Source organism: Pseudomonas sp. H2_A10, assembly GCF_054680085.1.
On record NZ_CP162821.1, the window covers coordinates 1,138,890 to 1,157,565 of the forward strand.

Annotated in this window: 17 protein-coding genes; 9 read left to right on the plus strand and 8 right to left on the minus strand. The window is 61.0% G+C overall.

Features of this window, described 5'->3' with window-relative positions; translation table 11 throughout:
* The first annotated feature begins 16 nt into the window (after positions 1-16).
* Positions 17-649 (plus strand): LysE family transporter, encoded by a 633-nt coding sequence (locus tag AB4O23_RS05160; RefSeq protein ID WP_017530840.1) that lies wholly within the window; start codon positions 17-19, stop codon positions 647-649.
* A 78-nt stretch (positions 650-727) separates the two neighbouring features.
* On the opposite strand, the gene AB4O23_RS05165 is transcribed toward AB4O23_RS05160, so the two are convergent.
* Genes AB4O23_RS05165 through AB4O23_RS05185 form a run of 5 tightly spaced genes read right to left on the minus strand, consistent with a single transcriptional unit; the run spans position 728 to position 4,138 of the window.
* Complete coding sequence (locus AB4O23_RS05165) at positions 728-1,468, minus strand: hypothetical protein (protein WP_017530841.1); 741 nt, start codon at positions 1,466-1,468, stop codon at positions 728-730.
* A gap of 3 nt (positions 1,469-1,471) precedes the next feature.
* Entirely contained in the window at positions 1,472-2,059 is a 588-nt protein-coding gene (lpoB, locus tag AB4O23_RS05170; RefSeq protein WP_460150407.1) for a penicillin-binding protein activator LpoB, read from the minus strand.
* Positions 2,060-2,094: 35 nt separating this feature from the next.
* Positions 2,095-2,466, minus strand: coding sequence for a YcfL family protein (locus AB4O23_RS05175; protein ID WP_017530843.1), 372 nt, complete (start codon positions 2,464-2,466; stop codon positions 2,095-2,097).
* A gap of 10 nt (positions 2,467-2,476) precedes the next feature.
* Positions 2,477-3,874: a COG3014 family protein gene (locus AB4O23_RS05180; protein ID WP_068935503.1), complete on the minus strand. Its 1,398-nt coding sequence runs from the start codon at positions 3,872-3,874 to the stop codon at positions 2,477-2,479.
* A gap of 42 nt (positions 3,875-3,916) precedes the next feature.
* A complete protein-coding gene (locus AB4O23_RS05185) occupies positions 3,917-4,138 on the minus strand; it encodes a hypothetical protein (RefSeq protein WP_137220028.1) in 222 nt (73 codons plus the stop codon).
* Positions 4,139-4,140: 2 nt separating this feature from the next.
* On the opposite strand from AB4O23_RS05185, the gene AB4O23_RS05190 reads away from it, so the two are divergent.
* Together AB4O23_RS05190 and AB4O23_RS05195 are read left to right on the plus strand one after the other, a co-directional pair.
* Complete coding sequence (locus AB4O23_RS05190) at positions 4,141-6,036, plus strand: FTR1 family protein (RefSeq protein WP_065879277.1); 1,896 nt, start codon at positions 4,141-4,143, stop codon at positions 6,034-6,036.
* A complete protein-coding gene (locus AB4O23_RS05195; RefSeq protein ID WP_017530846.1) occupies positions 6,037-6,492 on the plus strand; it encodes a YaiI/YqxD family protein in 456 nt (151 codons plus the stop codon).
* Between the two features lie 35 nt (positions 6,493-6,527).
* Here AB4O23_RS05195 and elbB read toward each other — a convergent pair whose 3' ends face one another.
* Positions 6,528-7,193 (minus strand): isoprenoid biosynthesis glyoxalase ElbB, encoded by a 666-nt coding sequence (gene elbB, locus AB4O23_RS05200; RefSeq protein ID WP_017530847.1) that lies wholly within the window; start codon positions 7,191-7,193, stop codon positions 6,528-6,530.
* Between the two features lie 116 nt (positions 7,194-7,309).
* Between elbB and AB4O23_RS05205 the strand changes: the two genes are divergently transcribed.
* On the plus strand, positions 7,310-8,545 hold the full coding sequence (locus tag AB4O23_RS05205; RefSeq protein WP_017530848.1) for a sterol desaturase family protein: 1,236 nt from the start codon (positions 7,310-7,312) through the stop codon (positions 8,543-8,545).
* Here the strand turns inward: AB4O23_RS05205 and AB4O23_RS05210 are convergent.
* Complete coding sequence (locus AB4O23_RS05210) at positions 8,526-9,158, minus strand: DedA family protein (RefSeq protein WP_017530849.1); 633 nt, start codon at positions 9,156-9,158, stop codon at positions 8,526-8,528. The two genes, AB4O23_RS05205 and AB4O23_RS05210, sit on opposite strands and share 20 nt — an antisense overlap.
* A gap of 207 nt (positions 9,159-9,365) precedes the next feature.
* On the opposite strand from AB4O23_RS05210, the gene hemB reads away from it, so the two are divergent.
* Together hemB and ppk1 are read left to right on the plus strand one after the other, a co-directional pair.
* The gene (gene hemB, locus AB4O23_RS05215) at positions 9,366-10,379 is read left to right on the plus strand and encodes a porphobilinogen synthase (protein ID WP_068935507.1); all 1,014 of its coding nucleotides are present in this window, start codon (positions 9,366-9,368) and stop codon (positions 10,377-10,379) included.
* Positions 10,380-10,397: 18 nt separating this feature from the next.
* Positions 10,398-12,620 (plus strand): polyphosphate kinase 1, encoded by a 2,223-nt coding sequence (gene ppk1, locus AB4O23_RS05220; RefSeq protein ID WP_017530851.1) that lies wholly within the window; start codon positions 10,398-10,400, stop codon positions 12,618-12,620.
* Between the two features lie 77 nt (positions 12,621-12,697).
* Here the strand turns inward: ppk1 and ppx are convergent, their stop codons facing one another.
* Positions 12,698-14,200 (minus strand): exopolyphosphatase, encoded by a 1,503-nt coding sequence (gene ppx / locus AB4O23_RS05225; protein ID WP_017530852.1) that lies wholly within the window; start codon positions 14,198-14,200, stop codon positions 12,698-12,700.
* A gap of 478 nt (positions 14,201-14,678) precedes the next feature.
* Here ppx and AB4O23_RS05230 point away from each other — a divergent pair, with 478 nt between their 5' ends.
* The 3 genes from AB4O23_RS05230 (at position 14,679) to AB4O23_RS05240 (ending at position 18,655) form a co-directional block, all read left to right on the plus strand.
* Positions 14,679-15,335: a DUF1120 domain-containing protein gene (locus tag AB4O23_RS05230; RefSeq protein WP_026067497.1), complete on the plus strand. Its 657-nt coding sequence runs from the start codon at positions 14,679-14,681 to the stop codon at positions 15,333-15,335.
* A gap of 172 nt (positions 15,336-15,507) precedes the next feature.
* A complete protein-coding gene (locus AB4O23_RS05235; protein WP_460105754.1) occupies positions 15,508-16,173 on the plus strand; it encodes a fimbria/pilus chaperone family protein in 666 nt (221 codons plus the stop codon).
* Positions 16,163-18,655 carry a fimbria/pilus outer membrane usher protein gene (locus AB4O23_RS05240; protein ID WP_460063896.1) on the plus strand — a complete coding sequence of 831 codons (2,493 nt, stop codon included), beginning with the start codon at positions 16,163-16,165 and terminating at the stop codon, positions 18,653-18,655. The genes AB4O23_RS05235 and AB4O23_RS05240 overlap by 11 nt, the downstream gene beginning before the upstream one ends.
* Positions 18,656-18,676 lie beyond the last annotated feature (21 nt).

The following is an 18,676-nucleotide window of genomic DNA, read 5'->3' on the forward strand; positions in this document are numbered from 1 at the left end:
CCCTCCGAGGTGTGCAATGGCGCTCGATACGTGGCTGGCCTTTTTCCTGGCCAGCTGGATCATTTCCCTTTCTCCTGGCGCCGGCGCTATCGCTTCGATGTCCAGCGGCCTGCAATATGGTTTCCTGCGCGGCTACTGGAACGCCATTGGCCTGCAACTGGGCCTGGCGATGCAGATTGCCGTGGTGGCCTGTGGGTTGGGAGCCATTTTGGCGACGTCGTCCACGGCGTTCTATGCGATCAAATGGTTTGGCGTGGCCTATCTGGTGTACCTGGCCGTCAAGCAATGGCGTGCGCTGCCCATGGACATGAGCGATGACGCGACCCCGCGCCCCGTGGGCAAGCCGATGGCGATGATGTTCCGCGGCTTTCTGGTCAACGCCAGTAACCCCAAGGCCCTGGTGTTCATGCTCGCGGTACTGCCGCAGTTCGTGAACCCGCAGGCGCCGTTGCTGATCCAGTACCTGATGTTGGGCGCGACCATGATTAGCGTCGATATGATCGTGATGGCCGGGTACACCGGGCTGGCATCGAAGGTGTTGCGCCTGTTGCGCACGCCCAAACAGCAAAAACGCATGAACCGTACGTTTGCCGGGTTGTTCGTGGGGGCTGCGGGCTTCCTTGCCAGCTTGCATCGCGCAACGGCCTGACTGACGAAACCGAATCAAAATGTGGGAGGGGGCAAGCGCCCTCCCATATTGGTTTTGTGTTGCCTGGAGGACTACCGCTCAGCGCAATATCTTCGGCGCTTCATCCCGTGGCAGGTTGTTGCGCAGCACTGGCTGGCCGGGGTCTTGGTAGCCGCCGCCCAGTTGTTCCGCCAATTGGCGCGCCACATCCTCACCCAACGCTTTCGACACTTCTTTGACCACCCGCGGCCGGTTGAGGCTCACGCGCACGTCGCGGCTGTTCACCAACTTGGTGTCCTGGCCTTCACCCATGGCGGTAAACGCCGAGGTGATTTCGAAGGTGCGTGTGTTGATCAAACTGAAGTCCGCCACCAGGGTCAGGCCCAGCACCGCCGAGTAGCTGTTGGTGTGGTCCAGGGCGTTGATGTCCTGGGTGAAGTCGATGTCCGACAGCGTGCCGAACAGCACGTAATCCGCGCCTTTGAAGTGACCGGCCTTGATGCGCTTGATCACGTCATAGACGTCACCCTTGGCATCGGCGGTGTAGGGCGTGCCTTGCACCAGTTGGAACTGGCGGGACTTGAGGATCTCGCCCTTGATGTCACCGCTGAACTTACGCAGCTCGGTCTGTTCGATGTAGCTGGTACGGCTTTCATACTCGCTGTAGTTCGAGGCGCCGCTGGCGTGGTAGCTGCTTGCCTGGAAGTTGTTGCTGGCCGAGACCTGGTGGATGTATTCCTCGACCCGCGCCTCGTAGGCCAGGTCGGTCACCGCGATCTTCGGCGCGGCCGAGGCGCCAAAGGCGCACAACAGGCCGATCATGCCTATCCATGCACGCATTGCTTAGCGCTCCGTAGTCTTGCGGATTTCTTTTTCGTCCATCCACTCGGCCAGGTCGCTCTCGACGTCGATCAACTGCAGGCTGAATTTGTAAAAGACGTCCTTGTAGTCCGAGCTGCGCTTGACGATGGAGCTGATGGAGCCTTCCAGGCGGTACTTGGCCGCGACCATGTTGCCGGTCTTGCTCACAGTGGTCTTTTTGTACAGGCCGCTCTGGTTCTGCAGCTTGAGCTGGTCAACCTGGCTCTGCATGTCGGTGTTGTCACTGGCAAAGCGTGCGGTGCCGGTCTTCATCAGCTGGGTTTTGATCGACGTGGTGATCTCACGGGTGTCGATGTACTCGCTGGTCTTGTTCTTCACGTCGTACACCTGGACTACCGGGCGGCCGTGCAGGATGCCGGATTGGGCCAGGGAGCGGGTCATGCTTTCGGCGATCATCTGCAGATCGGTGGAACCGAACTCATTGGTCACCGTTTCCACGGCCTTGGTGTCGCCGTAGTTAATGTTCTTACTGCCCAGTACCGGCGAAGTATTGGCGCAGCCGCTGACCAGTACGGCAACCACGGCGAGAATCGAAAAGCGTGCAAACATGGGGAAATCTCTCTGGCGCTTAAGAAGGGGACGGCTCAAGGGGTTTTGACTTCAAGACGGAAATCCGCCGCCTGGGGCAAGTTGGCGATGGCCGGCAGGAACGTCGCCTGGTTGGCGTACAGGTTCAGCACTTTCCAGGTGTCTTCGTCGCCCACCGGGAAACCGTCGGCACCCAGCCAGGCGAAGCGGTAATACATCGTCTGGTTGCTGCTGGTGATGTTGCTCAATTGCACCTTGGCGGTGAGGAAGCCGTTTTCGCGCGCAACGCGAATGGCGCCGACCGCGATGCCCTTGAACTTGCCCATCACCACGATTTTGCTCGCGGCGCTGCCGGGCTCCGGCGGCGGCGGGGTGGCGCAGCCGGCGAGCAGGACCAGCGCCAGGGCGCCGAGGATGAAGTGACGCATAGCGTGCTCCTTACGGTTGTTTGAGGGTGGCAATGGCCTGGGGCGGTGTGCTCGGTATGACATGGGCCGCGAGGCCGCCGGCGAATACTTGATTGCCGACCACGCGCAGGGTGATCACTTGGTAGCGCTGGTCGGCCTTGACCGTCACCAGCGTGCCACCCAAGGCATTGGGCAGGCTGACTTGATGCTCGCCGTGCTTGAGGCGCAGGCGGGTCACTTGGGTCATGTCCGGCAGGGTGCGCCAGGTGCGGGTGTCGGCGCCTTCGGTCACGGCCGAGGCGATGCCCAATACCAGGCCGGCCATGGGGTTGGTCTTGTTCAAGTTGTTTTGTGCCACGCCGCGGGTCACCGCGCGCACGGTGGTCCGCAGGATGATCCCCGGCATGTCATCACGCAGTGCGCGACGCGACATGGCGGTGGTGCTGTTGAGCGCAGTGAGGTTCTGTTGCTGTCCATCGACGCCGATCTGGGCAAAGGTGGCGGTGGATGTATCGGCCTTGATCACCGGGAACGACAGCGGGGTAATCACCAGGTTGCCGTTGATCGGGATCGGCAGCGGCAGGCGGATCGAGTCGCGGGCCGGGGCCAGGCCGCTCTGCACCACAATCAGCACCTCGGTTTCATTGGCGCCGACCTTGGATTTGTCCAGATCCAGCAAGGCCTTTTCCAGCAACGGCGTATTCGGGCGTAGCTCGGCGGCCTTGCGGTAGCCGGGGGCGGCCAAGTCTTTTTCGCCGAGGGCCTCGTAGATGAAACCTGCCAGGTAATGGCTGAACGCACTCTGGTAGCTGTTTTTGAGGCCGACCACTTCCGGCGCGTTCAGGGCTTGCACCGGGTAACCGCTCAGGTCTTTCATCTGGGTGGTCACGCCTTCACGCTGGGCTTCGTCCTCGCGCTTGAGGTATTCCTTGTCGCGCAGGTCGGCGATCACGGCTTCGCGTTCGTGGGTCTTCTTGATCTCGGTACGCGCGCCGTCGAAGTCATTCAGGGCCAGCAGGTTGAGTGCCATCTGCGTGGTCAGCATGACTTTTTCGTAGTCATAGCCTTCGTAGCGACGCACCTTGTCGTTGGCCAGGAAACTGCCGAACTGGGACAGGTACTTTGCGCTGTCGAACTTGACCGACTCTTCCCACTTATAGACTTGCAGGTCGGCGCTGCGCCAGGCGGTCTGGCTGCCGGTCAGGTCGCCCTTGGCCCGCAACAACTCGCCCTTTTCGAAGAAATAGAGCAAGTCCTTGTCTTGGCTGGTGTTGTTTTTTTCCAGCAGGGTCAGGGCGCCGTCGACATTGCCGGTGGCCAATTGCTGGTTAGTGGCTTGCAGCTCGGTGTCGTAGCTGCGAAACATCGAGCAGCCGCTGAGCAACGTCACCGCCGCGAGCGCGAGCGGAGTTAAGGCGCGAAATGCCATGCAGCTTCTTCCCTGAAAGTGATCAACCGATATGGTGATTCCTCATAAAGACGAGGAACGAAAATTCCCTTTCGCACTAACAGGGCGCGGCATTATAAGCGCCATTACTGGCAAAACAATGGCTTTTTGCTGTGTTGTTCGCGGTAAAAATGCCACTACTGCGCCTAAAATCTCAGCGCGCGCACGCGCCAAATCACATACGCCTTGAGTCAAAGCCCTTAAAGCTGAACAATATGTTACTTCTTGTTTCCCTTTGAGATTCATTCATGACTGCCCCCTTCCGTTTTCTCGTCTGGCTGTTGTTGCCGGCGTTGATGTCGTGCAGCGTCAACCTGTTGGCCGCAACTGCCGAGGGCGCCCCCCAGGCACTGCATTTGCTGGACTACATTGGTGCTGACTACCCGCCAACGGTGGAGGCGGGCAAGGTGGTGGATGATTCGGAATACCGCGAGCAGGTGGAGTTTCTCGGGGTATTACAGGGCCTGGTGGCGGACTTGCCGCAAAAACCCGAGCGTGCCGAGTTGGTAAAGGGCGTTGATGAATTGCTGGCGGCGGTCACCGCCCACCAGGACGGTGCGACCGTTGCCCGCCAGGCCCGTCAGTTGGGCGCCAAGCTGGCGGTGGCGTATGAGGTCAGCCAGGCCCCGGCCATCACGCCCGACCCCACGCGGGGTGCGCCGCTCTACGCCCAACAGTGTTCGGTATGCCACGGCACTACCGGTGCCGGTGATGGCCCGGCGGGCGTAGGCCTCACGCCGCCTCCCGCGAACCTGCACGATGCCGCACGCCTGGACCGCCTGAGCCTCTACGCGATCTACAACACGTTGGGCCTGGGTGTCGAAGGCACCGACATGCCGTCCTTCGCCGACCAGTTGGACGACCGCCAGCGCTGGGACCTGGCCACCTACATTGCCGGCTTCACGGCCGACCCCGCTGCGGCGAAAAGCGAGCAGCCCTTCAATCTCGCCGACTTGGCGCGCCAAACCCCCAACGAAGTGCTGGCCGCGCAGGGGCCCGACGCCGCTGCAACCTTCCGTGCCCAGCGTGCGCAACCGCCGCAGGTCAAGCGTGGCCCTGCGCAGTTGCTCGACTACACCGCGACGACGTTGGACAAGAGCCTCGCCGCGTTCCGTAACGGCGATCACGAGCAAGCCTACGACCTGTCCGTAGCGGCCTACCTGGAAGGCTTCGAGCTGGTGGAAAGCTCGTTGGACAACGTCGACGCCAACGTGCGCAAGGACACCGAGAAGGCCCTGATGGCCTACCGGCAGTCGTTGCAGGACGGCTTGCCGATCGAGCAGGTGCAGCAACGCCTGGACGTGGCCAAGGGCAAACTTACCGAGTCCGCCGGTTTGCTGGGCAGCGATGGCCTGAGCTGGTCGTTGAGTTATATCTCGGGCCTGCTGATCCTGCTGCGCGAAGGTCTGGAAGCGATTCTGGTGCTGGCGGCGATCCTGGCGTTCCTGCGTAACACCGGCCAGCAGTCGGCGGCGCGCAGCGTCAACGCGGGTTGGGGGTTGGCGCTGCTGGCCGGTTTGGCCACCTGGGCGTTGGCGGCCTATGTGATTGACGTGAGCGGCGCCCAGCGCGAACTGCTCGAAGGCTGCACCGCGCTGTTCGCCAGCGTCATGGTGCTGTGGCTCGGCGTATGGATGCACGACCGGCGTCACGCCGCCGCGTGGCAGGACTACATCAAAAGCAGCCTGGTCGGCGGCGGTGGGCGTTTTGGCTTTGCGCTGCTGGCGTTCTTCTCGGTGTATCGCGAGCTGTTCGAGGTGATCCTGTTCTACGAGACCCTGTGGCTGCAATCCGGCCCGGCCGGGCACAACGCGGTGCTGGCGGGTGGCGCCACCGCGCTGGTGCTGTTGGTGGGCCTGGCATGGATCATCCTGCGTGGTTCGGCGAAGCTGCCGCTGGCGTTGTTCTTCGGTATCAACGCTGCACTGCTGTGCGCGCTGTCGGTAGTGTTTGCCGGGCATGGCGTCAAGGCGCTGCAAGAAGCCGGCATCTTCGGCACACGGCCGGTGGCGTTCTTTGACTTCGATTGGCTGGGCATTCACGCCGATGCCTATTCGCTGAGTGCGCAGGCCGTGGCGATCCTGGCGATTGTGGTGTTGTATGGCCGCAGCCGCCTGGCGGAGAAACGCCGGGTGGTGGCGTAGGTGCGCGTATGGATCGATGCTGACGCCTGCCCTCGGGCAGCCAAGGACCAGGTGGTGAAATTCGCCCTCAAGCGCCAGTTCGAGGTGGTGCTGGTGGCCGGGCAGAGCCAGATCAAGCCGAGTTTTGCCTGCGTGAAGCTGATCGTGGTGCCCAGTGGCCCGGATGCGGCCGATGATTACTTGGTAGAACACGCCGTGCCGGGTGAGCTGGTGATCTGCAGCGATGTGCCGTTGGCCGACCGGCTGGTGAAGAAGGGCGTCACGGCCCTGGACCCTCGGGGCAAGGAGTTCAGCCCCGCGAACATGAGCGAGCGCCTGGCGGTGCGTAACCTGTTCACCGACCTGCGCGAGCAGGGCCGGATGGGCGGTGGCCCACCGCCCCATGGGGAGAAAGACAAACAGGCGTTCGCCAACTCGCTGGACCGCATCCTCACTCAATTGATGCGCCCGGCCTGAGCCCGCTCATTACCATTTAGTGCTCTGTCAGTTGATCAGTCGTTCTCGTGGGTCAGCTCCAGCACCCGATCCACCAGCTTGTTGATGCCCGACGCCACCTCACTGATGTTCTTGCCGAGCATATAAGCCGGCGTGCTCACCAGCTTGCGCGCCGTGTCTTCGACGATGTCTTCAACCGTGCATTCCTGGTGCGTGGCGCCCATCTTGTCCAAGGCGGCGGCGGTGTCGGGACAGTTGCCGATAGTGCAGGTCACGCCCGGGCCGTAGATTTTTGCGGCCAGGGCCGGCGCGATGCAGATCAGCCCCACGGGTTTGCCGGCTTCGGCAAAGGCTTCGGCCAGCGCCAATACCTGCGGATTAACGCTGCAACCGGCGCCTTCCCCGGCGAAATTCGACAGGTTCTTCGCCGCGCCAAACCCGCCGGGCACGATCAGTGCGTCGAACTGGGTGACGTCGGCCTCGCCGATGTTCTTCACGGCGCCGCGGGCGATGCGTGCCGACTCCACCAGTACATTGCGCGACTCGGGCATTTCTTCGCCGGTGAGGTGGTTGATGACGTGCAGTTGCGCAATATCCGGCGCAAAACATTCCACCTGAGCGCCGCGCTGGTCCAGGCGCAGCAGGGTGATTACGCTTTCATGGATCTCGGCACCGTCGTACACGCCGCAGCCGGAAAGGATCACTGCAATCTTTTTGCTCATGGGCATTTCTCCTGAGGTCTTGGCGCTAAATGTCTACTAATTTGTAACCTGTTGCCAATGGGATCTCGCGCGGCTGCACCTAATCTTGATGTAACAAAAATAGACCGGACCAGACCATGGACTTCGTGCCTTACGCGGTACCGTTTTTCATCGCCTTGATCGTGGTGGAGCTGCTCCTCGACCGCTGGCGGGGCCAGCGCAACTACCGGGTAGCGGACGCCATCAACAGTCTCAGTACCGGCGTGCTGTCCACCACCACCGGGTTGTTGACCAAGGGGGTAGGGCTGCTGACTTACGCATGTGCCCTTAAATACCTGGCTGTGGTTGAACTGCCCGCCCAACGTGCATGGACCTGGGTGTTTGCCTTTGTGTTCTATGACTTCTGCTACTACTGGCTGCACCGCATGGGCCACGAGCGCAATATTTTGTGGGCCGCGCATTCGGTGCATCACCAGAGCGAGGACTACAACCTCAGCACCGCCCTGCGCCAGACCAGTACCGGTTTCCTGCTGAGCTGGATTTTCTACCTGCCCCTGGCCGTATTGGGCGTGCCGTTGGTGGTATTTATCAGCGTGGCTTCGCTCAACCTGCTGTACCAATTCTGGGTACATACCCGCCACGTGCCCAAGCTCGGCTGGTTCGAGTGGTTCTTTGTCACACCGTCCAATCATCGGGCCCACCATGCACAGAACGCTCTCTACATGGATCGCAACTACGGCGGGGTGTTCATTCTTTGGGACCGGCTGTTCGGTACGTTCCAGGAAGAAGACGACAACGAACCGGTGATTTTCGGCGTGACCACGCCCTTGGCCAGTTGGAACCCGCTGTGGGCCAACCTGCAGTTTTACGCGCAGCTGTGGAGTGATGCGCGGCGCACCGAACGCTGGCGGGACAAGCTGCGCATCTGGTTTATGCCCACCGGCTGGCGCCCGGCCGATGTAAAGGCCAAATACCCGTTGGCCAAGCCGGACCTGAGCCAGTTCCGCAAATTCGACGTGCCGCTGGAGGCGCGCCAACAGGTGTATATCGCCCTGCAGTTTGCGGTGTATGTGGGGTTTGGCAGCTACTTGATGAATTTTGGCGAGGGGCTGCACAGCTCAGCGCTGGTCCTGGGCTGGAGTGTGATGGCACTGGGGCTCTTTACCCTGGGCGTGGCCCTGGAGAACCGGCCGTGGGCGTTGAAGGCCGAGTGGGCACGCCTGGCGCTGAATGTACCGCTGGTATGGCTGGCACCGCTGGTAGGGCTGTGGCCGGCCAGCCACTTGGGCTGGCTGGGTTTGTCGAGTTACAGCCTGCTCAGCGTGATCGGTCTTTACTGCTGCCGGGGCCGGGTTACTCGGCTGGCGTCTTAGGCGTTTGCACCGGGGCCGGTTCGGCGAGCTGGGCCTTGGCGTCGGCACAGGCCTGGCGGGCGATACGCGCGTTTTTGAAACGGCGGCGCAGCCACAGGCCGAAGCCCAGTAACAGCAAGGCTCCCAGTACCCACAGCTCGTATTTCTTGACGCTGCCGAGCATGCCTTCAAGGACCGCGCCAAAATGGTAGGCCGCAGCGCCCAGCGCGGCGGCCCAGATCGCGGCGCCGATGCCGTTGAGCACTAGATAGCGCAGCGGTGGGTAGCCGGAAAGGCCAATCGCCACCGGCATGACGGTGCGCAACCCGTACACAAAGCGGAAGCTCAGCACCCAGATATCCGGATGTTTGCGGATATGTTCCAGGGCCTTGTCGCCCATCAATTGCCAGCGCGGCTTGCGCGCCAACAGCTTGCGGCCATGCTTGCGGCCCATGTAGTACCAGAGCTGGTCGCCGGCGTAGCTGCCAAAGAAGGCAACGACCACCACCAGGTTGATATCCATGTAGCCACGGAATGCCAGGAAGCCTGCGAGAACCAAGATGGTTTCGCCTTCAAAGAAGGTGCCCAGGAAGAGGGCAAAGTAGCCGAAGTCATGCAGAAATTGTTGAAGCATGGTCTGGGTGCTGGCGAAATGAACGCGCAGCCTACGCCTTCGTGAACATTCATGAAAGTATCGAGATGTGTCACGAAGTGAACAATTCCTACATAAACGACGAATGCGACTACAGGTCGCATCGTTAAGCACAACTGTAATACCTTCGTCATAATGGCCGCTTATAACTGCAACGCTCGCCCGTAAAACCGGGCTCAGGAGTCTGTCGTGAGCTTTACCCCTGCCAATCGTCTGTTCCCTGCTACCCGGCTGCGTCGCAATCGTCGTGATGATTTTTCGCGCCGTCTGGTACGTGAAAACGTACTGACGACGAATGATCTGATCCTGCCGGTTTTCGTGCTCGATGGTGAGAATCGGCGCGAAGCCGTGGCGTCGATGCCGGGGGTGGAGCGTTTGACCATCGATTTGCTGCTTGAAGAAGCGGCGAACTGGGTCGAGCTGGGGATTCCGGCGTTGGCGCTGTTCCCGGTCACGCCTTCGGAACTCAAGTCCCTGGACGCTGCCGAAGCCTGGAACCCGCAGGGCATTGCGCAGCGCGCCACCCGTGCCTTGCGCGAGCGTTTCCCGCAACTGGGGGTGATCACCGACGTGGCGTTGGACCCGTTCACCACCCACGGCCAGGATGGCATTCTCGACGAAGACGGTTATGTGCAGAACGACATTACCGTCGATGCGCTGGTCAAACAGGCCCTGTCCCACGCTGCCGCGGGCGCCCAGGTGGTTGCACCGTCGGACATGATGGACGGCCGCGTCCAGGCGATTCGCGAAGCGCTGGAACTGGCCGGCCACGTCAACGTGCGAATCATGGCCTATTCAGCCAAGTACGCCAGCGCCTATTACGGCCCGTTCCGTGACGCGGTGGGCTCGGCCCTCAACCTGGGCCAGGCCAACAAAGCCTCCTACCAGATGGACCCGGCCAACAGCCATGAAGCCTTGCACGAAGTCGCGGCCGATCTGGCCGAAGGCGCCGACATGGTAATGGTCAAGCCGGGGATGCCCTACCTGGACATCCTTTGGCGGGTCAAAGACGAATTCAAGGTGCCGACCTTTGTCTATCAGGTCAGCGGCGAATACGCCATGCACATGGCTGCAATACAAAATGGATGGTTGAGTGAAGGGGTGATTCTTGAATCCCTGACGGCCTTTAAACGTGCCGGGGCCGATGGCATTCTGACTTACTTTGCCGCCCGCGCCGCCCAATTGCTTAGAGAGCAACAATAGCCCTCACAGGAACACTCGATGAATACCGAAGGACTCTCCGAAGTTGCAGTAAAAGACGCTCACCCGGTGATTGAACAAGTCGCCGAAACCCCACCGGAGCTGGAGCCTGCGCCGCCTGCCGCGGTGGCCGAGCCGCCCGTGCCGGCCCCGGTGGTCACGGTGACCAACCTGGATGACAGCAGCCTGTACATCCATCGCGAGCTGTCACAACTGCAATTCAACATCCGCGTGCTGGAGCAGGCGCTGGATGAGTCCTATCCGCTGCTGGAACGGCTGAAATTCCTGCTGATTTTCTCCAGCAACCTGGATGAGTTCTTCGAAATCCGCGTGGCCGGTCTCAAGAAGCAGATCACCTTTGCCCGTGAACAGGCCGGTGCCGATGGCTTGCAACCGCACCAGGCCCTGGCGCGCATCAGCGAGCTGGTGCACGGCCATGTAGACCGCCAATACGCAATTCTTAACGACATCCTGCTGCCGGAACTGGAAAAACATCAGGTTCGTTTTATCCGTCGCCGCCACTGGACCACCAAGATCAAGACCTGGGTGCGCCGTTATTTCCGCGACGAGATCGCGCCGATCATCACCCCCATCGGCCTCGACCCAACGCACCCGTTCCCGTTGCTGGTGAACAAGAGCCTCAACTTCATTGTGGAATTGGAAGGTATCGACGCCTTCGGTCGCGATTCCGGCCTGGCGATCATCCCGGCGCCGCGCTTGTTGCCACGGATCATCAAGGTACCGGAAGAGGTAGGGGGGGCTGGCGACAACTATGTATTCCTGTCGTCAATGATCCACGCCCATGCCGATGACCTGTTCCAAGGCATGAAGGTCAAGGGCTGCTACCAGTTCCGCCTGACCCGTAACGCCGACCTGGCGCTGGACTCCGAAGACGTCGAAGACTTGGCCCGCGCCCTGCGCGGCGAGCTGTTCTCGCGGCGCTACGGCGATGCGGTGCGCCTGGAAGTGGCTGACACCTGCCCTAAACACCTGTCGGACTACCTGCTCAAGCAGTTCAACCTGGGCGAGACCGAGCTGTACCAGGTCAATGGCCCGGTGAACCTGACGCGCCTGTTCAGCATCACCGGGCTGGACAGCCACCCGGAGCTGCAATACACGCCGTTCACCCCGCAGATCCCGAAACTGCTGCAAAACAGCGAGAACATTTTCAGCGTGGTGAGCAAGCAGGACATTCTGCTGCTGCACCCGTTCGAGTCCTTCACCCCAGTGGTCGACCTGCTGCGCCAGGCCGCCAAGGACCCGCACGTTCTGGCCGTGCGCCAAACCCTGTACCGCTCCGGCGCCAACTCGGAAATCGTCGATGCGCTGGTGGACGCCGCGCGTAACGGCAAGGAAGTCACTGCGGTGATCGAGCTGCGTGCGCGGTTCGACGAAGAGTCCAACCTGCAACTGGCCAGCCGCCTGCAAGCGGCCGGTGCGGTGGTGATCTACGGCGTGGTCGGCTTCAAGACCCACGCCAAGATGATGCTGATCCTACGCCGCGAAGCCGGTGAGATCGTGCGTTACGCGCACTTGGGCACCGGCAACTATCACGCCGGCAACGCCAAGCTCTACACCGACTACAGCCTGCTGACCTCCGACGACGCCTTGTGTGAAGACGTCGGCAAGCTGTTCAGCCAGTTGATCGGCATGGGCAAGACCTTGCGCATGAAGAAACTGCTGCACGCGCCGTTCACCCTCAAGAAGGGCATGCTCGACATGATTGCCCGCGAGACCCAGTTTGCCCTTGAGGGCAAGCCGGCGCACATCATCGCCAAGTTCAACTCGCTGACCGATCCGAAGATCATCCGCGCGCTGTACAAGGCCAGCCAATCCGGCGTGCGTATCGACCTGGTGGTGCGCGGCATGTGCTGCCTGCGTCCAGGCATCGTTGGCGTGTCGCACAATATTCACGTGCGTTCGATCATCGGCCGCTTCCTGGAGCACACCCGGGTGTTCTACTTCCTCAACGGCGGCGAAGAGCAGATGTTCCTCTCCAGTGCTGACTGGATGGAACGCAACCTCGATAAGCGCGTGGAGACGTGTTTCCCGGTAGAAGGCAAGAAGCTGATCATGCGGGTCAAGAAGGAGCTGGAAAGTTACCTCACCGATAACACCCACAGCTGGAGCCTGCAGTCGGACGGCCGCTACGTGCGCAACACGCCGACCGGCAACCAGAACCCCCGCAGCGCCCAGGCGACGTTGCTGGAGAAACTGGGTAGCCCGATTCTGGCGGTGAACTAAGCCCAGACACGGTCTGGAACATGTGGGAGGGAGCAACCCCCCTCTCACATTTGGTTTACGGTGTTGTTTGGATCGAGTCAGCGCACGTTCAGCGTGAACCCCACCCGCGTCAGCCATTCCGCTTCCTGGGCGAAGTCCGCCTGGGTCAGCTGGTTTTCATCCAGCCAGCCTTTGGGGAACATCACATCCAGGCTGTCGCCATCGGCGCGCAGTTTGACCTGGGGCATTTCCTGGGTGCCACGGATGTGGTGGAACAGGATCGCAAAGCGCAGCAGCGCGCACAGGCGAATCAGCTTGATGCCTTCATCACCGAACTCAGCGAATTTGTCCTTGGGGATATTGCGACGGTGGCCGCGCACCAGCAGCGCGAGCATCTGTTGGTCTTCCCGGGAGAAACCGGCCAGGTCGGAGTGCTCGATCAGGTAGGCGCCGTGCTTGTGGTAATGGTAGTGGGCGATATCCAGGCCCACTTCATGCACCTTGGCGGCCCAGCCCAGCAGTTCGCGCCATACGCCGTCTTCCAGGTCCCAGTCCGCGGCCACCTGATCGAAGGCGTGCAGGGCTTTGCGCTCCACGCGCATCGCTTGCTCCAGGTCGACGTGATAACGCTCCATCAGCGAGCTGAGGGTGCGCTCACGCACGTCTTCGTGGTGATGGCGGCCGAGCAGGTCGTAAAGCACCCCTTCACGCAGTGCGCCGTCACAGTGGTCCATGCGTTGCAATTCGAGGGCGTCGAAGATCGCCTCGAGAATCGCCAGGCCGGCCGGGAAAATGGTACGACGGTCGGGCTTTATACCGTCGAAGTCGATTTTCTCGGCATCGCCCAGCTTGAATAGCTTGCGTTTGAGCCAGGCCAAGCCTTCGGCGTTGACCTCGCCGGTGCCGTGGCCGCCGGCCTTGAGTGCCAGGCCAATGGCGCGAATGGTGCCGGACGAGCCGATGGCTTCATCCCAGGTCAGGCGGTGCAGGGCGTGCTCGATGCTCATGATCTCCAGCCGTGCCGCCGTGTAGGCCTGGGCATAGCGCGCCGGGGTGATCTTGCCGTCCTTGAAATAGCGTTGGGTGTAACTGACGCAACCCATCTGCAGGCTTTCGCGCAGCAGCGGTTCGAAGCGCTGGCCGATGATGAACTCGGTACTGCCGCCGCCGATGTCCGCCACCAGGCGCTTGCCGGGGGTATCGGCCAGGGTGTGGGATACGCCGAGGTAGATCAGGCGCGCTTCTTCGCGGCCGGAGATGACTTCTACCGGGTGCCCGAGGATTTCTTCGGCGCGGCGGATGAATTCGCCACGGTTGCGCGCTTCACGCAGGGCGTTGGTACCGACAATGCGCACGGCGCCCAGGGGCATGCCGTTGATCAACTGGGCAAACCGCTTGAGGCAATCGAGCCCGCGCTGCATCGACTCTTCATTGAGCTGGCGTGCGTCGTCGATCCCGGCGGCCAACTGCACTTTTTCGCCGAGCCGCTCAAGGATGCGGATCTCACCGTTCTGGGCCTTGGCCACGACCATGTGAAAGCTGTTGGAGCCCAGGTCTATGGCGGCGATCAGGGACAGATTCTTGGCTTGGGATTGCGGCATGGTTTGGGGGTCTCGGTCGATAACCTGACCATCGTGCCACGATCGACCGCTGGAGCCAACGCGTTGTGCTGGGTGAATCATCTTATCGGTGTCTGTGCGTAGGATTTGCCAGGGGTGTAGGGCGAGTTACTTTGGAAGTAGTGAATGGTTTCCAGAGTAAGTAAGGGAAAATGAAAGTGTAGTGCTTATAATGCGCTGTTCGACTTTCCCTACGCGTGCGCCGATTTTTTATTTGAAATATTTCATTCTGGGCTACGTGAGCGCTCATTGAGGCGTACAACGATTTTTCCCCGTTCTGACGATAATCAAGGGGCTTTCTTGTTTTTTGTGAATCACTAAAAGGTGAGACTGCGCCACGGCAATGATGCCGTGGTGTTATTTGTTTGTGGCTTTTTACGTCAGGGATTGTGTCTTGGGGAAGCGGAGCTTCCGGCCCTTAATAAATAGTGCCTGTTAATTTTCTAATAACGGGTAAAGCATGAAAAAAGTATTTGGTTTGGCAATGGGTCTTACGTGTCTGGTCGCCAGTGTGGGCGCTTATGCCACGACCACCCCGACCGGTAATCTGATCGTTAAAGGTACGATCTCGCCCGCTGCTTGCAATATCAGCATCGGCGCCGGCGGGATCATCGACTACGGCACTATCCGGGCCGCGGAATTGTCCTCGACGAACTTCAACCCGCGTGAAGAGCGCACCACTGCGCTGTCGGTCAATTGCGGCCATACCCCTGCAAGGTTCGGCCTGACCGTCACTGACCTGCGGGCCGGCACCAAGGTCGCGGGTATATTGGGCGCCGGTTACACCGAGGCCCAGAACTATGGCCTGGGCGCACCGGGCGGCAGGCGTACCGGCGGTTACTCGGTGACCCTCAGGAACCTGAGCTCCGGCGCTGTGGCGCTCGCCCCGATCGTGCGCTCGAGCACTGCCTCCGGCTGGTTCGCCGGCGACGGCAAGGTCTCCCAGGCGCCGAGCCAGCATTCCTGGCGCAGCGGCAGCGTTATCGCACCTGCTGCGATCTCCCAACTCAACGGTGTTATTGCGGTACGGGCGGTGATCAATCGCGCCAGCGCTTTGGACCTTACCGGCAATGTGGCGCTGGATGGTCACGCCACGCTGGTATTGAATTACATCTAAGCGCGTGAATAACAGTCGACAGTAACTTCGGTAGTCAATGAACTCCTGGTGTGCTGTTGGCTGTTTTTAATGTGTTCAAAAACTGAGTGCCTCATTGTTTGTTTATTAATGTTCCAGGGAGAACTCGGTGAGCAGTTTTTCAAGAGTAGTTTCTTGTCTGTCGTTTTGTGTGATGTTGCTGTTGCAGGGTTCAGTAAGTGCCGATGGCATGCTGCCTGAAACAACGGTCGTGATTCTTTATGAGGACGATGGCGAGGCCACTATCAATATCAAGAACACGGACTCCGGGCCGGCGTTGTTGCACTCCGTTATTGAAAATGTGCCCGAAGATCCTGAACCCCTATTGATTGTTACCCCGCCCATCGCTCGCGTAGAGGCTGGAGACACGCAACTGGTACGGTTTATCAGCACCTTGAAGACGCCGCTCAAGACCCAGCGTCTGAAACGTGTTTCGTTTGAGGGCATTCCCCAGGCGCGTGCCGCTGGCGGTGCGACCATTGGTATCACCTTGCGCCAGAATCTGCCGTTGATTTTGCACCCCGCAGGCTTGCCTCGGCATCAGGCGCCGTGGGAGCTGCTCAAGTGGAAGCGTCAGGATGATCGCTTGAGCGTGCATAACGACAGTGCCTATGTGGTGCGGCTGGGGTTGGAGGTGCAACTGAACCCGTTGAACCAGACGGGTTTGCTGCCGCGCAGCTATATCCTGCCCGGTGAAGTGCTGGTGCTCCAGACCGAAGGCGCGCTGTCCAAGGTTTCCTCGGTGGTACTGCAGCCGGCCACGTTGTTCGGCTTTGCGGTCGATCACTACCAGGCGGATGTGCTGGGCCATGAAGGTTAAGGGGGCGCTGACCGGTGTGAAGGTGCGCCACCCAGGGTTGTTCATGGGGTTGGCGACGCTGTGGGCAGCCCCAGGTTTCGCTTCGGCGGTTGAGCTGGGAGAAGGGTTTGATCTTGCGGCCTTGGCCAGCTACGGCATCGACCCGAAGGTCTCGGACTACTTTCGCAGCGCGGCGCGTTTTCGCGAGGGTGCGCAGGTGGTGGGGCTGCGGGTCAACGGTAACCCTCTGGGGTTGGTCGAGGCGCGTTTCGACTATCAGGGGCAGCTGTGTTTCACGCCGGGCCTATTGGAAAAAGCCGGTTTGAAAGTGCCCTCGGCCATCGTGCAGTCGGGTATCTCGGCCGAGCAGGCGTGTCACGATTTTGTCGGTGAGTTCCCGACCACCCTCATCAGGTTGCAGCCGAGCAGTGAAGAGGTGGCTTTGATCGTGCCCACGCACTCCCTGCGTGAGCCTGAATGGCAGGCGGGGAGCTTTGCCGACGGCGGTGGGGCGGCCTTGCTCAACTACGATGTGCTGGGGTTTGATGCGCGCTCAGACAGTGGCCACAGCCGTTTTGTCTCGGCTTACACGGAGGCGGGGTTCAACCTGGGCAACTGGGTGGTGCGCAGCCGGCAATTCTCTATCTCCGATAACGGTAAAAGCCGCACCCACCATGTGCAGGCTTACGCCCAGCGTGATGTGGCCGCCTTGCGGTCGACGTTCCAGGTGGGGCAGATTTCCACCAGAAGCCCTGTGTTCGGTGGGGTTCAGTTGTCCGGCCTGCAGCTGTTTCCCGACGGTATCTCTCGCATGGGTGCCGATAAAGGGGTTGTCGTGGAGGGTTTGGCCCACAGCCAGGCCCGTGTAGAGGTGCGCCAGTCCGGAGCGCTTATCCATACCACCCTGGTACCTGAAGGCCCGTTTAGTCTGACAGGCCTGCCGTTGCTCAACGGCACCAGTGACCTTGAAGTCAGTGTGATCGGTACAAGCGGCGGCACGCGCAGTTTCGTGGTGCCGGCGGCGTCTTTTGGCGCGGCTGTCGTCATCACCCCGGGTTTTGACTTCGCCCTTGGCCGGGTGCGAGAACAACAGGTCGGTGGCAAGGAGCCGCCAGTCGTTGCCATGGGCAGCGGCACCTGGGGCCTGGGCAGGCAGTCATCCGTGGGTTTTGGCCTGTTGAGCACGGATGAATATCAGTCGGCCGGTGGCACCTTGAGCAGTGTGTTTTTCCAGCGGGTTACCGTCGCCGCCCGGCATACCTTGTCGCGCGATCGCGAGGGCGGTGTTGAGGGCAGTCGTAGTGCGCTGTCCTTGAGCAGCCCGCTGGCGGCCAAGGTTGACATGAGCCTGAGCGCGACGACCCAGACCCAGGGTTATCGCGATGTGATCGAGGCTGGCCGATCCCTGAAAAAAGACGATCTGCAGACGCGCTTCCAGCATCAATACACTGCGGGATTCAACTGGGCTGACCCGGTCATGGGCGCCTTTTCGGTCAGTTATTCGCGCAGTTCACAGTTTGACGGCCAGGTTGCCGAACATGTCTTCGCCTCATGGGCCAAGGGCTTCAGGCAGGTCGATGTGGCCCTGATCGCCGATTCTCAGGTGGGCGCCTCGCGTCGACGCAAGCCCGCAGGCCGGGCACGCAGCGCGAGTGATGAGGTGTCACCGCAGGGGCTGTCCTTGCGCCTGCAAGTCACGATTCCCCTTGGCGACGATCGCCGCCTCACGACCTACGCCAGCCGCCGCAATGGGCGGGCTGATAGCGGGGCGGCGTTGTCCGAACGGGTCAACGACTACGTGAACTATGAAGTGGGCGTGGAGCGAGACGTGCGGGATCGTCAGCAAGCGGTCCGCGCCAACCTGGACGTAATGCCGCGTTACACCCGGGTGGGCCTGGGGATGAATCGCACCCCCACGAGCACCAGCTACAGTGGGCAACTGCAGGGCGCGGTGGTGGCTCACGAGCGCGGCCTGACCTTTTCTCCCTACGCGGTTCAGGACACCTTCGGTGTGCTTTCGGTGGGTGATGTGTCGGCGGCCAAGGTCTCAACGCCGCAAGGCCCGGTGTGGACCGACTACCGTGGGCACGCGGTGATTCCTGGCTTGCCGGCCTACACCACCAGCCATCTGGAAGTGCAGACCCAATCCCTGCCCAAGCGGGTCGACCTCAAGAACGGCACCAAAATCCTCGCGGTCGGGCGCGGTTCATTCAATACCGTTGATTTCCCGGTGGTGAATGTTCGCCGGGTATTGCTTGAGGTCCAGGATGAACACGGCCGGCCATTGCCTCAGGGCGCCTCGGTGTTGGGGCCGGACAACAGGTTCCTGACCAGTGTGGTGGGGGATGGCCTGATTTTTCTGAACGATATGGATGACGGGCAAACCCTCAGCGTTTCGCTGCCGAACGCCTCTCGCCCCTGTGTGCTGCAACTGAACCTAGCGTCGCAACCCCAAAAGGACACGCTTTATGAAACGGCTTCGGCGGTCTGTCGTGCGCAGTAACGCGGTTGAACGACCTGCGCG

What these genes read in the sequence shown, in the direction of transcription:
- AB4O23_RS05160 (WP_017530840.1), top strand. Translation starts at nt 17, where the DNA reads ATGGCGCTCGATACGTGGCTGGCCTTTTTCCTGGCCAGCTGGATCATT.
- AB4O23_RS05165 (WP_017530841.1), bottom strand. Translation starts at nt 1,468, where the DNA reads ATGCGTGCATGGATAGGCATGATCGGCCTGTTGTGCGCCTTTGGCGCC.
- lpoB (WP_460150407.1), bottom strand. Translation starts at nt 2,059, where the DNA reads ATGTTTGCACGCTTTTCGATTCTCGCCGTGGTTGCCGTACTGGTCAGC.
- AB4O23_RS05175 (WP_017530843.1), bottom strand. Translation starts at nt 2,466, where the DNA reads ATGCGTCACTTCATCCTCGGCGCCCTGGCGCTGGTCCTGCTCGCCGGC.
- AB4O23_RS05180 (WP_068935503.1), bottom strand. Translation starts at nt 3,874, where the DNA reads ATGGCATTTCGCGCCTTAACTCCGCTCGCGCTCGCGGCGGTGACGTTG.
- AB4O23_RS05185 (WP_137220028.1), bottom strand. Translation starts at nt 4,138, where the DNA reads ATGAATCTCAAAGGGAAACAAGAAGTAACATATTGTTCAGCTTTAAGG.
- AB4O23_RS05190 (WP_065879277.1), top strand. Translation starts at nt 4,141, where the DNA reads ATGACTGCCCCCTTCCGTTTTCTCGTCTGGCTGTTGTTGCCGGCGTTG.
- elbB (WP_017530847.1), bottom strand. Translation starts at nt 7,193, where the DNA reads ATGAGCAAAAAGATTGCAGTGATCCTTTCCGGCTGCGGCGTGTACGAC.
- AB4O23_RS05205 (WP_017530848.1), top strand. Translation starts at nt 7,310, where the DNA reads ATGGACTTCGTGCCTTACGCGGTACCGTTTTTCATCGCCTTGATCGTG.
- AB4O23_RS05210 (WP_017530849.1), bottom strand. Translation starts at nt 9,158, where the DNA reads ATGCTTCAACAATTTCTGCATGACTTCGGCTACTTTGCCCTCTTCCTG.
- ppk1 (WP_017530851.1), top strand. Translation starts at nt 10,398, where the DNA reads ATGAATACCGAAGGACTCTCCGAAGTTGCAGTAAAAGACGCTCACCCG.
- ppx (WP_017530852.1), bottom strand. Translation starts at nt 14,200, where the DNA reads ATGCCGCAATCCCAAGCCAAGAATCTGTCCCTGATCGCCGCCATAGAC.
- AB4O23_RS05230 (WP_026067497.1), top strand. Translation starts at nt 14,679, where the DNA reads ATGAAAAAAGTATTTGGTTTGGCAATGGGTCTTACGTGTCTGGTCGCC.
- AB4O23_RS05235 (WP_460105754.1), top strand. Translation starts at nt 15,508, where the DNA reads ATGTTGCTGTTGCAGGGTTCAGTAAGTGCCGATGGCATGCTGCCTGAA.
- AB4O23_RS05240 (WP_460063896.1), top strand. Translation starts at nt 16,163, where the DNA reads ATGAAGGTTAAGGGGGCGCTGACCGGTGTGAAGGTGCGCCACCCAGGG.